General features: G+C 71.4%; 11 protein-coding genes. 3 read left to right on the top strand and 8 right to left on the bottom strand.

The window, feature by feature from the left end:
• Positions 1-125 precede the first annotated feature (125 nt).
• From B1H29_RS10925 to B1H29_RS10915, 3 genes are all read left to right on the top strand, one after another.
• Positions 126-2,486 (top strand): polysaccharide lyase 8 family protein, encoded by a 2,361-nt coding sequence (locus B1H29_RS10925; RefSeq protein WP_055421939.1) that lies wholly within the window; start codon positions 126-128, stop codon positions 2,484-2,486.
• 154 nt (positions 2,487-2,640) lie between these two features.
• Positions 2,641-4,224 (top strand): acyl-CoA carboxylase subunit beta, encoded by a 1,584-nt coding sequence (locus B1H29_RS10920; protein ID WP_055421793.1) that lies wholly within the window; start codon positions 2,641-2,643, stop codon positions 4,222-4,224.
• A gap of 17 nt (positions 4,225-4,241) precedes the next feature.
• Positions 4,242-4,439, top strand: a complete 198-nt coding sequence (locus B1H29_RS10915) for an acyl-CoA carboxylase epsilon subunit (RefSeq protein ID WP_055421792.1) — start codon at positions 4,242-4,244, stop codon at positions 4,437-4,439.
• 207 nt (positions 4,440-4,646) lie between these two features.
• Here B1H29_RS10915 and B1H29_RS10910 read toward each other — a convergent pair whose 3' ends face one another.
• The 8 genes from B1H29_RS10910 to B1H29_RS10875 form a co-directional block, all read right to left on the bottom strand.
• The gene (locus B1H29_RS10910) at positions 4,647-5,228 is read right to left on the bottom strand and encodes a GTP-binding protein (protein ID WP_009314218.1); all 582 of its coding nucleotides are present in this window, start codon (positions 5,226-5,228) and stop codon (positions 4,647-4,649) included.
• A complete protein-coding gene (locus B1H29_RS10905) occupies positions 5,209-5,781 on the bottom strand; it encodes a DUF742 domain-containing protein (RefSeq protein ID WP_055421791.1) in 573 nt (190 codons plus the stop codon). The genes B1H29_RS10910 and B1H29_RS10905 overlap by 20 nt, the downstream gene beginning before the upstream one ends.
• A gap of 94 nt (positions 5,782-5,875) precedes the next feature.
• Entirely contained in the window at positions 5,876-6,289 is a 414-nt protein-coding gene (locus B1H29_RS10900) for a roadblock/LC7 domain-containing protein (protein ID WP_055421938.1), read from the bottom strand.
• A gap of 10 nt (positions 6,290-6,299) precedes the next feature.
• Positions 6,300-9,596: a sensor histidine kinase gene (locus B1H29_RS10895; protein ID WP_055421790.1), complete on the bottom strand. Its 3,297-nt coding sequence runs from the start codon at positions 9,594-9,596 to the stop codon at positions 6,300-6,302.
• 401 nt (positions 9,597-9,997) lie between these two features.
• A complete protein-coding gene (locus B1H29_RS10890) occupies positions 9,998-10,573 on the bottom strand; it encodes a GTP-binding protein (RefSeq protein WP_055421789.1) in 576 nt (191 codons plus the stop codon).
• Positions 10,554-10,952: a DUF742 domain-containing protein gene (locus tag B1H29_RS10885; protein WP_003973454.1), complete on the bottom strand. Its 399-nt coding sequence runs from the start codon at positions 10,950-10,952 to the stop codon at positions 10,554-10,556. The genes B1H29_RS10890 and B1H29_RS10885 overlap by 20 nt, the downstream gene beginning before the upstream one ends.
• A gap of 112 nt (positions 10,953-11,064) precedes the next feature.
• Positions 11,065-11,478 (bottom strand): roadblock/LC7 domain-containing protein, encoded by a 414-nt coding sequence (locus tag B1H29_RS10880; RefSeq protein WP_003993189.1) that lies wholly within the window; start codon positions 11,476-11,478, stop codon positions 11,065-11,067.
• 9 nt (positions 11,479-11,487) lie between these two features.
• The gene (locus B1H29_RS10875; RefSeq protein WP_055421788.1) at positions 11,488-15,471 is read right to left on the bottom strand and encodes a sensor histidine kinase; all 3,984 of its coding nucleotides are present in this window, start codon (positions 15,469-15,471) and stop codon (positions 11,488-11,490) included.
• Between the last annotated feature and the right edge of the window lie 326 nt (positions 15,472-15,797).

Below are 15,797 nucleotides of genomic sequence, written 5' to 3'. Positions count from 1 at the left end.
GGAACGCACCGGAACGGAAGCGAACCGGAACGGCGGTCAGGCCTTCCTTCGTATCCCGGCGGACCCGCCCCCGCAGCACCCGTACGGCCGCCTGGCGGACTCCGGATCGGGGAAGGGTCATGAGCATGACCTCAAAGTGGCCGTACGTTCGCCGTACCGGCGGCGAACCCACCCGCCGGGCCTTCCTGCTCGCGACCGCCGTCACCGCCGCGCTCACCCCGGCCTTCGGTGGCCCGGCCCTCGGCGTCCCCGCCGCGGCCGACCCCTACGACACCCTCCGCAGGCGCTGGCTCGGCATCGCCCTCGGCGACGGCTACGACCCGGCCGCGGAGCCGTACGCCTCCCGCCTCGCGGAGACCGGCGAACGCGCCCGCGCCCACCGCGCCACCATGGCCCCCACCGCCACCTCCCTGTGGCCCGGCCACCCCTTCGACCCGCCCGCCGGCATCACCTTCGCCTACGGCCGCCTGTGGACCATGACCCAGGCGTACGTCCAGCAGGGCAGCGGCTCGACCGGTGGCGCCGCCCTGCTCGCCGACATCCTGCGCGGCCTCGACCACCTCTCGGCCGCCGTCTACCACCCGGGCACCACCCGTTACGGCAACTGGTGGGAGTGGCAGATCGGCAGCCCCCGCCTCCTGATGGACATCACGGCCGCCCTGTACGACCACCTCGGCACCGACCGCGTCACCGCCGCCTGCGCGGCCGTCGACCACTTCATCCCCGACGCGATGCTCCGCGACTACTCCGGCACCTCCACCGGCGCCAACCGCGTCGACCTGTGCCGCTCCGTCACCCTGCGCGGCATCCTGGGCCGGGCCCCCGCCAAGATCGCCCTCGCCCGCGACGCCCTCTCGCCGGTCTTCCCGTACGTCACCGAGGGTGACGGCCTCTACGCCGACGGCTCGTTCGTCCAGCACACCTGGGTCGCCTACTCGGGAACCTACGGCCAGGTCATGCTGGACGGCCTGGGCCGGCTCTTCACCCTGCTCGCCGGCTCGGAGTGGGAGGTGACGGACCCCGGCAGGCAGATCGTCCTCGACAGCGTCGAGCACGCCTACGCGCCCCTCGTCCACGACGGACTCGTCATGGACGGCGTCAACGGCCGGGCCATCAGCCGGGGTTACCTCAAGAGCGACGACCTGCACGTCATGCGCAGCGACCACTTCCACGGCCAGCAGCTCATCGCGGCCATGGCGGTCCTCGCGGGCGGCGCGAGCGACGCCGAGCGCGGGCGCTGGTACGCGAGGATCAAGGGCTGGATCGAACGGGACACCGTCGCCCCCGTGCTGACGGCGCCCCAGTTCCCGGTCGCCGACCTGGCCCGGCTGCACGAGATCGCCGCCGCTCCCGTCGAGGCCGCGCCCGAGCCCACCGGGCACCGGCTCTTCGCGGCCATGGACCGCGCCGTCCACCGCCGACCCGCCTTCACCGCGCATCTCGCCATGGCCAGTGACCGCATCGCCCACTACGAGTGCGGCAACGGCGAGAACCCGCGCGGCTGGCACACCGGCGCGGGCATGCTCACCTGGTGGGCGAACGGGGCCGTCTCCGACCAGTACACGGACTGGTTCTGGCCGACCGTCGACTGGTACCGCCTGCCGGGCACCACCGTCTCCACCAAGCGCCTGGCCGACAGGGCGGGCGGCGAGTGGGGCGGGCCCAAGCCCGACGCGCGCTGGGCCGGCGGCACGACCGACGGCGAGTACGCGGCCGTCGGACAGCACCTCAAGGGGCTCGGCTCGACCCTCGAAGCCCGCAAGTCCTGGTTCTTCCTCGACGACGAGGTGGTCTGCCTGGGCGCCGGCATCCGCTGCGCGGACGGCGTCCCGGTCGAGACGGTCGTCGACAACCGCAACCTGGGGGAGGGCGGCACCCAGGCCCTCGTCCGCGGCCGCGGCTGGGCGCACCTGGCCGGCCACGGCGGCTGGCTCGTGCCCGAGGGCGAGCTGCGGACCCTGCGCGAGGACCGCACGGGCGCCTGGTCCGACATCAACACCGGCAGCACCACCGAGCGCCGCACCCGCCGCTGGCAGACCCTCTGGCTGGACCACGGCACGGACCCGGCCGACGCGGACTACGCGTACGTCCTCATGCCGGGCGCCACCCGCGGGGACGTCGCACGCCGCGCCGCCGACCGCCGACGGCTCACGGTGCTCGCCAACGACGACCACGTCCAGGCGGTCGTGGTCCCCCCGCTCGGCCTCACGGCCGCGAACTTCTGGCAGGCCGGCACGGCGGGCCGGCTCACCGCGACGGCGGGCGCGAGCGTGCTGGTCCGCCGCCGGGGCCGTATCGCTACCCTGAGTGTGAGCGAGCCGCCGCGCACGGGCCGGCCCCTGGAGATCGTCTGGGACCACCCGGTGCGCGCGGCGGTACGGGCCGACGAGACGGTCGGCATCCTCGCGACGGGCCGCCGACTGCACCTCCGCGTCACTCCAGGGGTGGTATGTACCACCCATGAATGTGAGGTGACTCTCAGCTGACGACTTTGTGTGACCCCTACAAGGAAGAGGCCCTCTGAACAGTCGAAACGGCTGCATGCCGTGGGGGTTCTGTTCAGTGCTACCAGGAAAACGCGCCGGAGACTGTACGGAGTCGACGGCTGGCAATCCTTGGTCGGCTTCGTAGAGTCGCTACATGACCGTTTTGGATGAGGCGCCGGGTGAGCCGACGGACGCGCGCGGGCGAGTGGCCGAACTGCACGAGATCCGTGCGCAGGCGCTGGCCGGGCCGAGCGAGAAGGCGACGGCGGCGCAGCACGCCAAGGGCAAGCTGACGGCACGGGAGCGCATCGAGCTGCTCCTGGACCCCGGATCCTTCCGTGAGGTCGAACAACTGCGCCGGCACCGCGCCACCGGCTTCGGCCTGGAGGCCAAGAAGCCGTACACCGACGGCGTCATCACCGGCTGGGGCACGGTCGAGGGCCGCACGGTCTTCGTCTACGCGCACGACTTCCGGATCTTCGGCGGCGCGCTGGGCGAGGCCCACGCCACGAAGATCCACAAGATCATGGACATGGCCATCGCGGCCGGTGCCCCGCTGGTCTCCCTCAACGACGGCGCCGGCGCCCGGATCCAGGAGGGTGTCTCCGCGCTGGCCGGATACGGCGGCATCTTCCAGCGCAACACCAAGGCGTCCGGAGTCATCCCGCAGATCAGCGTGATGCTCGGCCCCTGCGCGGGCGGCGCCGCCTACAGCCCCGCCCTCACGGACTTCGTCTTCATGGTCCGCGACACCTCGCAGATGTTCATCACCGGCCCGGACGTGGTCAAGGCCGTCACCGGCGAGGAGATCACCCAGAACGGCCTCGGCGGCGCCGACGTGCACGCCGAGACCAGCGGCGTCTGCCACTTCGCCTACGACGACGAGGAGACCTGCCTCGCCGAGGTCCGCTACCTCCTCTCCCTCCTCCCGCAGAACAACCGCGAGAACCCGCCCCGCACCGAGTCCACCGACCCCGCGGAACGCCGCGGCGACACCCTCCTCGACCTGGTCCCGGCGGACGGCAACCGCCCGTACGACATGGCCAAGGTCATCGAGGAACTCGTCGACGACGGCGAGTACCTGGAGGTCCACGAGCGCTGGGCGCGCAACATCATCTGCGCCCTGGCCCGCCTGGACGGCCAGGTCGTCGGCATCGTCGCCAACCAGCCGCAGGCCCTGGCCGGCGTCCTGGACATCGAGGCCAGCGAGAAGGCCGCGCGCTTCGTCCAGATGTGCGACGCCTTCAACATCCCGATCATCACCCTCCTGGACGTACCCGGCTTCCTGCCGGGCGTGGACCAGGAGCACGGCGGAATCATCCGCCACGGCGCCAAGCTGCTCTACGCCTACTGCAACGCGACCGTGCCCCGGATCTCGCTCATCCTGCGCAAGGCGTACGGAGGTGCTTACATCGTCATGGACAGCCAGTCCATCGGCGCCGACCTCACCTACGCCTGGCCCACCAACGAGATCGCCGTGATGGGCGCCGAGGGCGCGGCCAACGTCATCTTCCGCCGTCAGATCGCCGACGCCGAGGACCCCGAAGCCATGCGGGCCCGCATGGTCAAGGAGTACAAGGCCGAGCTGATGCACCCCTACTACGCGGCCGAGCGCGGTCTGGTCGACGACGTCATCGACCCCGCCGAGACCCGCGAAGTGCTCATCCGGTCCCTGGCGATGCTCCGGACCAAGCACGCCGACCTGCCCTCCCGCAAGCACGGCAACCCGCCGCAGTGACCCGAGGAGCCACGTCCATGCCCACTGCCGACATCCGCGTCGAGAAGGGCCACGCCGAGCCCGAGGAAGTCGCCGCCATCACGGCCCTCCTCCTGGCCCGCGCCGCCGCCCACCCCGCCGAGACCGCCCCGGCCCACGGCGGCGGCCCCGTCCGCGCGGGCTGGCGCCGCCTGGAACGCGAGCCGGGCTTCCGCGCCCCCCATAGCTGGCGCTGACCCGAGCAACCCGAAGAGGCCCCCTCCGAAAGGAAGGGGCCTCTTCGCATGACGGGGGGCCGGGCAGCGTACCCAGGGGCGCGGGGCTGTGCCGACACGCGGCTGCGCCGCGTGGGCGCGACCAGCCACGGACTGCTCGGACCCCGGCACACAACAGCCCCCGGCAGCCCAGTGGCCGCGGGGGCGTTGTCCGATCGCGCGGAGCCGCTAGCGCAACCGCGCCATCAGCGCGTGCTCCACGAGCGTGATCAGCGCACTCTTCGCGTCGGCGCGGTGCCGGGCGTCGGTCGTGATGATCGGGGTGTCCGGCCCGATCTGCAGCGCCTCCCGGACCTCGTCCGGGTTGTACGGCTGCTGTCCGTCGAAGCCGTTCAGCGCGATCACGAACGGCAGACCGCTGTTCTCGAAGTAGTCGACGGCCGGGAAGCAGTCGGCGAGGCGCCTCGTGTCGACCAGGACGATCGCGCCGATGGCGCCGCGCACCAGGTCGTCCCACATGAACCAGAAACGGTCCTGGCCGGGCGTACCGAAGAGGTACAGGATCAGATCCTGGTCGAGCGTGATGCGTCCGAAGTCCATGGCGACCGTCGTGGTCGTCTTGTCCCCGGTGTGGGTGAGGTCGTCGATGCCCGCGGACGCGGACGTCATCACGGCCTCGGTGCGCAGCGGGTTGATCTCCGAGACGGCGCCGACGAACGTGGTCTTGCCCACGCCGAATCCGCCCGCCACCACGATCTTCGCGGAAGTGGTGGAGCGGGAAGGCCCTCCGCTAGAGCTTGCGAAGTCCACTGAGCACCCTTTCGAGCAGTGTCACGTCTGGCTGGCCGCCGGCGTTCTCGTCGCCGCCGGGCTGATGGATGGCGACCAGGCCCGCCTCCGCCAAGTCGGCGACGAGGATCCTGGCCACGCCGAGAGGGATCGTCAGGAGGGCCGAGATCTCGGCCACCGACTTGATCTCCCGGCAGAGGTTGCAGATCCGCTGATGCTCGGGCAACTGGCCCTGCATCTGATGCGGCTGCGCGGTGGTGTGCACCAGTGCCTCGATGGCGAGCTGGTACCGCGGCCTGGTGCGGCCGCCCGTCATGGCGTACGGGCGCACCAGGGGGTTGTTCGACGCCCCCGCGGGCGCCGGCTCAGGGGTGCGGCGCTGCGGCTGCACGGGCTGGATACGCGGAGCCTGCGGCTGGTCGTACGGCGCGGGGCCGGGGCCCTGCGGCGCGTACGGCTGCCGGTGGCTCGGCACGGAGGGGTAGCCGTATCCGTTCGCCGAGCCGTCGCTTGAGCCCTGGCCAGGGCCGTACGACCAGTTGCCCGAAGACGGACCGCCTGGGGGTGTAGCCACTTTTTCCTCCTCCGACTGTGCCGGGCATCCATCACTGTGGAGCCGCGTCCCGAAACTTTACGGCCACGGGACGCCAAAACGCACCGTCTGTCCTTTAGTTGAGAAGGCTCCCTTGGAGCTCAGCCCGCAGATCGGGCGTCAGGACCGTGCCCGCACGGTCCACCAGAAGGGCCATCTCGTACCCAATGAGACCGATGTCCGCCTCCGGGTGTGCGAGAACCGCGAGGGAGGAGCCGTCGGAAATGGACATGATGAACAGGAATCCCCGCTCCATCTCCACAACCGTCTGGTTCACGCTGCCGCCCTCGAAGATGCGCGAGGCACCGGCGGTCAGCGAGGTCAGGCCGGAGGCGACGGCCGCGAGCTGATCGGCACGGTCGCGCGGGAACCCTTCGGACATCGCCAGAAGGAGTCCGTCGGCGGAGACCACCACCGTGTGGGACACCCCCGGGGTGTTTTCCACGAAGTTGGTGATCAACCAGTTCAGGTTCTGCGCCGCCTGGCTCATCGGGCTCACACTAACGCTCCTGGTTGTAGGTGCTGTCAGGACCACGGTGTTCATTCCTTGTGTCCTGGCCGTTCGTTTCACTGCCTGCGCTGCGGCCTCGCTCGACGCCGCGCCGCAGGTTGCTCAGCCTGCCCCGGACGTCCTCCGGGGCGCGGGAGACCTGCGGGCCTCCCTGGGGAGTGGTTTCGGCGGCGCCCTCGACGAGGTTGGCCTTGGGGACCCGTCGCGGGAGGCCCGAGGAGGTCACCCCGCCCGCCTTGGGCTTGCGCAGCGCCGAGGCCTGCTGCCAGCGGTCGTCGTTGGCCGACCGCCAGGTGTCCGTGCCGCCCGCCCCCGGTGCGGCGTCCGGCGCCTCCTGGTCCACGCGCCCCGCATCGCCCGCGGTGGGTCCGCGGCGGGGAAGACCGGCGTCGGTCATCTCGTGGGCGGCGGAGGAGGCCGGACCCGGACGGTCGAAGCCTACGCGGTCCGCCTCGTTCACGTCAGCGGCCTGCGCGGATTCCGCCTCCGGAGCACCCGCGGGGTACTGGTCCGGGTAGCCGTTCCGGTAGCCGTCCTGCTGGGGCCAGTCGTCCTGGTAGCGCCGCTGTTCGAAGGACGAGTACGCCTCCCGGGCGCCGGCGCCCGCCTGCTGGTGCCCGTTTCGGCCCGGCTCCGCGTAGGAGGGGTCCGGGTAACCGCCGCCCGCGGGGTAGCCCTCGCCCTGCGGCAGGCCGCCGTTCGGCGCGTAGTACTGCTCGTCGTACGACGCCTGCTGCGGTTCCTGGTACGACGCCTGCTGCGGTTCCTGGTACGCCGGCTGCTGCTGTTCGGCGTACGACGCCTGCTGGTCGTACCCTCCGGCCGGCTGCTCCTGGTAGCCGCCCCGGCCCTGGTCGTACCCCGGCTGCTGTCCGGTGAACTGGTCCTGGTACCCGGGCACCTCGGCCTCGTCGCGGCCGCCGTGGTCCGCCGCACCGGGCAGCTCGGGCTGCGACTGGCCCTCCAGGGCCGCGCGGCGCTCTTCGCGCATCAGCGAGCGGCCGACCGGGTCGAGCTCGCGTATGTCGTCGGGGACCTCGGCGTACCGGCTGTCGTCGAAGCCCAGCTCGGCGGCGGTCCGCATGGGCTGACCGACCTGACCGAAGCTCTCGCCGCCCTGGAAGTTCTGCTCCGGGATGATCTGCGAGACCGTGAACTCGTCGCGCGGCTGCTGCTCACCGCCGCCACCGTGGGTGATGGCGTCCGGGAGCATGACCAGCGAGGTGGTGCCCGCCTGCTCGCCGGAGGGGCGCAGTTGGACCCGGATGCCGTGCCGGTCGGACAGCCGGCCGACCACGAACAGGCCCATGCGCTGCGAGATCGCGGCGTCCACGGTCGGCGGGTTGGCCAGCTTGTGGTTGATGTCCGCGAAGTCCTCGGCGGTCAGGCCGATGCCCTTGTCGTGGATCTCGACCATCACGCGGCCGTCGGGCAGCCGGGTCGCGGTGACGCGGACCTTGGTCTGCGGGGAGGAGAACGTCGTCGCGTTCTCCAGCAACTCGGCGAGCAGGTGCACGAGGTCGGTCACGGCGCGGCCGTGGATCTCGGCCTCCGGCACACCGGAGAGCTCGATGCGCTCGTACTGCTCCACCTCGGAGGAGGCGGCGCGCAGCACGTCGACCAGCGGGACCGGCTGGTCCCAGCGGCGGCCGGGCTCCTCGCCGGCGAGGACCAGGAGGTTCTCGCCGTTGCGGCGCATACGGGTGGCGAGGTGGTCCAGCCGGAAGAGGTTCTCGAGCTGGTCGGGATCGGCCTCGTTGTTCTCCAGGTCGGTGATCAGGCTTAGCTGGCCCTCGATCAGCGACTGGTTGCGGCGCGAGAGGTTGGTGAAGATCGCGTTGATGTTGCCCCGCAGCAGGGCCTGCTCGGCGGCGAGCCGGACGGCCTCGCGGTGCACCTGGTCGAAGGCGCGGGCGACTTCGCCGATCTCGTCGGTCGAGGTGATCGGGATCGGCTGGACCCGGGTGTCGACCCGGCCCGGGTCGGTGCGGGAGAGCTGGTCGACCAGCATCGGCAGGCGCTGCTCGGCGATGCCGAAGGCGGCGTTGCGTAGCTGGCGCATGGAGCGGCTCATCTGGCGGGCCACCATGCCGGCCAGGATGAACGCGGCGAGCAGGGCGATGACGACCGCGGCACCCGTGATGTAGGCGTCCCGCTCGGCGTCGTCGGCGATCGTGGACGCCTCGGACACCGCCCGGTCGGCCAGGTCCGACTCGATCTTCTGGTAGGCGTCGAACTTCAGGGTGTTGACCGCCCACCAGTTTTCCGGCGTGATGCCCTGCTCGGCCAGGTCGGCCCGCGCGCTGGGGTCCGTGGAGTCGAGCCGGGCCAGCTCCGAGATCATCGTGGTCGGGTTGGCCGGCGGCGGCACGTAGTCCGGGTCGTTGGCCTTGGCCTCCTTGGCCATGGCCGCCCCGTCCTTCTTGACCTGCGCCTCGGCGTCCTCGAGCTTCTGGGCGTCCGCCTCGGTACCGCCGCCGATGTACTCCTCGATGGCGATGCGCTCGAGGTAGGCGTACGAGGAGAGCGCGACGCGCTGGCTGGCGAGGTGGCTGGGCTCGGGCCCCGGCTTGACCAGCATGTGCATGCCGATGGAACGCTCGAGGGAGAGCGCCGCCTTGGTCAGCGAGATCGCGTAGACGGTACGTCCGTAGGAGGTGATGTTGCCGGTGCCGAGACCGAGCTCGTTGGCGAACTCCATCAGGGGGTGGGCGATCCCGGTGTAGCCCTCCTCGGTCTCCACGCCCTTGAGCTTGGAGGTGTACGCGGCCACGCGCAGCGTCTGGAGCTTGGGCTCCTGCTCGCGGAACACCTTCAGCCGGCGCTCCAGGCCGGCCTTGCCCGGCATGTCCTGGGCCGCCTCGTCGAACGCGTCGGCCGCCTCGTCGGTCGCCTGGCGGGCCTTGGCGACGGTGGCGTCCTTCTCGCCCTTGCCCTGCAGCAGCGGGGCGGCCGTGATGTCGCGCTCGGTGTAGAGGGCGCTGGCGTAGCCGAGGGAGGCGCGTACCAGGCGCGCGGTGCTCTCGGCGTCCTCGGCGTCCTGCCAGGTGTCGATTGAGCTCTTCACCTGGAAGCCGCCCATGACGAGGCCGACCAGCACGGGTATGAGCAGGATCGCGTTCAGCCGGGTGGTCACCCGCCAGTTGCGCGGGGAGAGACGGCCACCGCTCGGGGCGGGCTCGGCCTTGGGTTCCGAAGGGGGCACGGGGGCGGGCGCCGCTGTGCGCGGCGGCGGGGTGAAGTTGCCCCGGGCCGATGGCTCGGGACTGTTCTTGCTTCGCCTCACTCGACCAACAACCTCTCGGCGGTCGGCACCTACGTCGTGCCGCTGTGTCTCAGAGCCCAGTCCGTCATCGAGTACGTACTACTGCTGAGTACGTCTTTGACCATTGGGCAGTTCTGGCATTCCAGCACGGCGGCCTGCGCTCTTCCAAACAGTGGGACTAGGGGATCCCACGTGATGTAAACCCTAGATAAAACGGTCATACAGAGCGAGGCCCGTCAAAAGACGGGGCTTTCATGCGCGCAGCGAGACCAGTTGACCGCGTCGCGTGTCGATACCACCCGATTCCTCTGCCGAAACGTTATGAACGGCGGAGCCGACCGTGTCAAAGGACACAGCCGGCTCCACTGGGCCTACGGCAAGTTCCGCGGGGACCCGCCGGCTTGGCCGCGACCGTCCGCGGACTACCGCAGCCGTGCCATCAGCGCGTGCTCCACCAGCGTGATCAGCGCACTCTTCGCGTCGGCGCGGTGCCGGGCGTCGGTCGTGATGATCGGGGTGTCCGGCCCGATCTGCAGCGCCTCGCGCACCTCGTCCGGGTTGTACGGCTGCTGCCCGTCGAAGCCGTTGAGCGCGACGACGAACGGCAGGCCCGAGTTCTCGAAGTAGTCCACCGCGGGGAAGCAGTCGGCCAGCCGACGCGTGTCCACCAGCACCACGGCGCCGATGGCACCGCGCACCAGGTCGTCCCACATGAACCAGAAACGGTCCTGGCCCGGCGTGCCGAACAGGTACAGGATCAGGTCCTGGTCGAGCGTGATGCGGCCGAAGTCCATGGCGACCGTGGTGGTCGTCTTGTCCCCGGCGTGTGTGAGGTCGTCGATCCCGGCGCTGGCCGAGGTCATCACGGCCTCGGTGCGCAGGGGGTTGATCTCGGAGACGGCGCCCACGAACGTGGTCTTGCCGACGCCGAAGCCACCGGCCACCACGATCTTCGCGGAGGTGGTCGCCCGTCCTCCGTCAGAGCTTTCGAAGTCCACTGAGCACCCTTTCGAGCAGTGTCACGTCCGGCGCACCGCCGTTGTTCTCGTCGCCGCCAGGCTGGTGAATGGCGACCAGTCCGGCCTCCGCGAGGTCCGCGACGAGGATCCGGGCCACGCCCAGCGGCATCGCCAGCAGGGCCGACACCTCGGCCACCGACTTCACCTCGCGGCACAGGTGGCAGATGCGCTGGTGCTCGGGGAGCAGCCCCATGAGCGCTGCCGGGTCGGCCGTCGTGCTGATCAGTGCCTCGATGGCGAGCTGGTAGCGCGGCCTCGTCCGGCCGCCGGTCATCGCGTACGGACGTACCAGCGGCTGGTCGCCCTCGTCCTCGTACGGCTCCGCGTACGGATCATGAGAGGCGGTGGGCGGGGTCATGAATCCTCCGGGGCGGGACAGCAGGTTGGTCAGTCGTGCCGTCTGACGAGGCCGGTGGGGGGATTGTGGCGGCCGGACGGTGATTTGGTAACACGGGTGGTGCCGGGGCCGTTCAGTGGAGCAGACTTCCTTGCAGTTCGGCGCGCAGGTCGGGCGTGAGTACCGCCCCCGCGCGGTCCACCAGGAGTGCCATCTCGTAGCCGACGAGGCCGATGTCGCACTCCGGGTGGGCGAGGACGGCCAGTGACGAGCCGTCCGAGACGGACATGAGGAAGAGGAACCCACGTTCCATCTCCACGACCGTCTGTGCCACGCTGCCGCCCTCGAAGATCCGGGACGCCCCGGCGGTCAGCGAGGTCAGCCCCGAGGCGACGGCCGCGAGCTGGTCGGCGCGGTCGCGCGGGAAGCCTTCCGACATCGCCAGAAGGAGTCCGTCGGCGGACACGACGACGGTGTGGGACACCCCTGGGGTGTTGTCCACGAAATTCGTGATCAACCAGTTGAGGTTCTGTGCCGCCTGGCTCATCGGGCTCAACTAACGCTCCTGCTGGTGAGTGGGCCGCGGGTGGCTGCCGGTCTGGTTGGTACCGGCCTGGCGGCCCTGTGCGATTCCCCGACGGAGATTGGTCAGCCGGCCGCGCACTTCGTCGGGCGCGCGCGATACCTGCGGACCGCTCTGTTGTGACTGCTGCTGAGCCGTGCCCGGGACGAGGTTGGCCCTGGGCACCCGGCGCGGCAGACCGGAGGTGGTGATGCCGCCGGCCGCCGGCTGGCGGACGCGCTCGGCCTGCCGGACGAGGTCGTCGTTCGGCGAGCTGCGCCAGGCTGAGGTGGCGGGCCGCTGGGGGGCCGCCGGGGTCTGGGGCTGGGAGGCCTGCGGCTCCGGGGCCGCGGCCGGCGCGTTGTGCTGCGCCCTCGCCTCGCGGTCACCGTGGAACCAGTTGGTCTCCAGCGTGTCGAACAGCGGCGTACGGCCGTCACCGGGACCGGTGGCCGGGGGCAGGGCCCATCCGTCACCCGGCCGCTGTGCGGCGGCCGGGTTGGAGTCGCCGTTACCGCCTGCCGGCTCCTGGTGGGCCGGACGCTGCCGCGGGGCCGACGGCCGAGGGGCGCCGAAGTCGTTCCCGCCGTGCGTGCCGTTGGCCTGCGGGCGCTCGAACTGGCCGGTGGGGGCCGGGTTCTGGCGGTCCGGCAGACGGTGCTGACCGGTCGAGCCGTTGTCGTAGCCCTGGGCGCCGGGGAACCGGCCGGTCGAGGCCGGGTCGTTCGGACCCGCCTGACCGGGCTGCCCGCCGAAGACGTCCGAGCGGACGAAGGACCCGCCGTTCTGCTGCGGGGCGGCCGGCTCGGGACGCCCGAACTGGTCGTTCTGCGGGGCGTTTTCACCACCCTGGCCGTACTGGTCCTGGCCGAACTGATCTTGGCCGTACTGGTTCTGGCCGAACTGGTCCTGGCCGTACTGGTTCTGGCCGTACTGGTCCTGGCCGGGCTGGTTGTGGCCGTACTGGTTCTGGCCGGACTGGGACGACTGGCCCGTGTTCTGCGGGTCGTCCCGGCGAGGCGCCGGGACGTCGAAGTCCGGACGGGCGAACTCGGCCGTGGCGCCGGGGCCCTGGGACGCACCGGGACCGGGGATCGCCGGCATCTCGGCGGTCGAGCCCGGACCCTGCCGATCGTCGAAACGCGGTGTGCGGTCCGTGCGGGAGCTGTCCGGCTCCTCGTGGCCGCGCGGGGCGTCCAGGGAGGCGCGCGGCACGGGCGGCTGCGCGTTCTCGTCGCTCCAACTGGGCGTGCGGGGCTGCGGGTTGCCGCCGGGCAGCTCGGCCCGCGGACCGCCGCGCGGCGGCAACTGCGGCCGACGGCCCTGCTCGGCGTCGCCGTTCCCGTTGCCGCGGCGCTTGCCGCGCTGCGGGGGCGCGGACGGACCGCGTCCGCCGCCGAAGGCGTCCTGGCCCTGCGGCGCGTTGCCCTGCGGCGCGTTCATGCCCGCGGCCTGCAGCCCCTGCGGAGTACCGGGCGCCTGACCGGCACCTGCGCCCGAACCGGCCGGAGCCGGGCGGCTCTGCTGGTTGGGTCCGTTCGGTCCCGCCGGGGACTGGGGCCCGCGAGCGCTGCCCGGCGCTCCCGGGCGACCGGCCGCGTCACGTCCGGGCAGTGCGGCCCGCGGTCCCTGACCGGCGGCGAGCCGGCCGCCGCCCGGCGCACCGGCGCCGAGGGCACCGCCACCGCCGCCGAAAGCACCGCCGCCACCGAGGGCCCCGCCGCCCTGGCCGCCGCCGCGCCGGGCCGCCGCGACACCGGCCGCGGCCTGCGCGGCGGCCGGACCGCCGTTGCCCGTGGCGGGCTGACCCGGCTTGGGCTGCGGCTTGCGGCCGCCCTGGGCGACGTCGACGGGCAGCATGACCAGCGCGGTCGTACCACCGGAGTCGGACGGACGCAGTTGGATGCGGATGCCGTGTCGCTGCGAGAGGCGGCCGACCACGAACAGGCCCATGCGGCGGGAGACGGACACGTCCACGGTGGGCGGCGAGGCCAGCCGCTCGTTGATCGCGGCCAGGTCCTCCGGCGAGAGGCCGATGCCGGTGTCGTGGATCTCGATCAGCACCCGCCCGTCGGGCAGCGCGTGACCGGTGACCTTGACCTTGGTCTGCGGGGAGGAGAACGAGGTGGCGTTCTCCAGCAGCTCGGCGAGCAGGTGCACGAGGTCGTTGACCACGCGGCCGGCGACCTCGGTGGTCGGCACGGAGGCCAGCTCGATGCGCTCGTACTGCTCCACCTCGGAGGCGGCGGCGCGGAGCACGTCGACCAGCGGGACCGGACGGGTCCAGCGGCGGCCGGGCTCCTCACCGGCGAGGACGAGGAGGTTCTCACCGTTACGGCGCATGCGGGTCGCGAGGTGGTCGAGCTTGAAGAGCGAGGAGAGCTGGTCCGGGTCGGCCTCGCGGGACTCCAGTTCGGAGATCAGCGACAACTGGCGCTGGATCAGGCCCTGGGAGCGGCGCGAGAGGTTGGTGAACATCGCGTTGACGTTGCCCCGCAGCAGGGCCTGCTCGGCGGCGAGGCGGACCGCCTCGCGGTGCACGTCGTCGAAGGCCGAGGCCACTCGGCCGATCTCGTCCCGGGAGTGCACGCCGACCGACTCCACCGAGGTGTCGACGTCCTGCGGGTCGGTCTCGGAGAGCTGCTTGACCAGCTCGGGCAGACGGTCCTGGGCGACCCTGGTCGCGGTGTCCTCCAGGCGGCGCAGCGAGCGGATCATGGACCGGGCCACGACGAAGGCGCCGACCAGGGAGACACCGAGCACGAGCAGGATCAGCACACCGGAGACGATCGCCTCGCGCTCCGACTCGCTGCGCAGCTCGCGGGCCTTCTGCTCCATGTCCTCCAGCAGGGTGAGCTCGATGTTCTTCATCTGCTGGATCTTGGTGGAGCTGTCGTCGAGCCAGTCCTGGTAGGAGCGCTTGCTCAGGTCGGACAGACCGTTCTTGCTGTCGAGGGCGCGGCCGGCGTACTTGTCGGAGGCCTCGATGGTCGGGTTGCCCTCGGAGATCGGCTTGAGGAGGTCCTCGGCACCGTCCCCGTAGATGCTGGTGAAGCTGCGCAGTTCGGAGCTCTGGCTCTGCAGGGCCGACTGCGCGTACAGGCGGTCGTTCTCGGAGAGGTCGCTCTTGCCCGTGTTGCCCGCGGGGAGCGCCGCCGCGAGAACCGCGCGCTGGATGGACGCGTACTCCTTGGCCGAGGAGAACGCGGACAGGGCGCGGGTGCGCTGGATCATCTCCGGGTTGCTGGTGGCCTCCGCCATGTCCTGGGAGAGGTCGAGCAGGTGAGTGATCAGGCGGTGGTAGGACTCGACCGTCTGGGTCGAGTTGTCCTCGGCCTTGTACGCGTTGCTGCGGATCCGGTTCAGGTCGTTCAGATCGCTCGCGAGGCCGACGAGGCTGTCACGGACGCCGACGAGGTTGCCGTCCTTGCTGGCGGCGTCGATCTCCTCGGAGCTGTCGAGGAAGTTCTTCAGGGCCCGGTCGGTCTTCTCCCGGTCGCCCTTGACGGCGATCGCGCCGGACGTCGAGCCGTGGGCCAGGGGGCCGGCGGACTGGTCGCGCTCCTCCTGGAGCGCGGCGGCCAGTTCGGTGGCCTGCTTGGTCATCTCGGTCAGCAGCTTCATGTTGTCGAGCTGCTGGATGTCGTCCATCGACTGGTCGATGCGCAGCGCGCCCAGCGAGGTGGCCGCGACCACCGGGAGCGCGAGCAGCGACACCAGACGGGTGGAGATCCGCCAGTTGCGCAGGGCTATTCGCGGGCCGGGGCCGGTCGAGCCCTTGGCCGGCTTGGCGGGCGGCTTCTGGCCGGCGGAGGACGGGGTCCCCTGCTGACCGGGGTGGTCTCCGTTCTCGCCGGGCTGGCCCTGGCCCGGGTTCTGGGCGTGCTGGGGCGAGGAGCTGACGGCCTTGGGGCCAGTCCCGCCGTGCGGCTCCGGCTCCGCCGAAGCGCTGCCATCCCTCTTGAAACGTCCCTGCACTAGCGTCGCAACCTCTGGACCAGGCGCCCGTCCGCGTGAGCGGCTGGGCACGGTGTCGGCGTCATAGGGGCGCCCTGAATACGCCCCCGTGGTGGTCGTGAGTGACCGGCGCTGGTTCCCCCATCTCGCCGCCGTTCGGCGCTGGTGTGCGCCCCCTGTGCGCCGGCTCGATCCCGCAGCGGTCCGTGGAATTCCAGCACAGTGCAGGATCTCCAACAAGGCCCGTGGGCCACCCCGTGACATAGGTGACACCACGTGAGGGGCGGGTCACCGGTCGTAGAAAGTGATCACCCGCAAAACGGACGTATGCCCGCGAGTCGTCAGCG

It is taken from the genome of Streptomyces pactum, assembly GCF_002005225.1.
In the GTDB taxonomy this organism is placed as follows: domain Bacteria; phylum Actinomycetota; class Actinomycetes; order Streptomycetales; family Streptomycetaceae; genus Streptomyces; species Streptomyces pactum_A.
Note: the sequence above shows the minus strand (reverse complement) of the source record. Positions and strands in the feature narration are given on the sequence as shown.

Bases quoted from the DNA above. Each gene is read 5' to 3' on its own strand.
- B1H29_RS10880 (WP_003993189.1), bottom strand. From the start codon at position 11,478: ATGAGCCAGGCGGCACAGAACCTCAACTGGTTGATCACGAATTTCGTG.
- B1H29_RS10900 (WP_055421938.1), bottom strand. From the start codon at position 6,289: ATGAGCCAGGCGGCGCAGAACCTGAACTGGTTGATCACCAACTTCGTG.
- B1H29_RS10885 (WP_003973454.1), bottom strand. From the start codon at position 10,952: ATGACCCCGCCCACCGCCTCTCATGATCCGTACGCGGAGCCGTACGAG.
- B1H29_RS10925 (WP_055421939.1), top strand. From the start codon at position 126: ATGACCTCAAAGTGGCCGTACGTTCGCCGTACCGGCGGCGAACCCACC.
- B1H29_RS10915 (WP_055421792.1), top strand. From the start codon at position 4,242: ATGCCCACTGCCGACATCCGCGTCGAGAAGGGCCACGCCGAGCCCGAG.
- B1H29_RS10920 (WP_055421793.1), top strand. From the start codon at position 2,641: ATGACCGTTTTGGATGAGGCGCCGGGTGAGCCGACGGACGCGCGCGGG.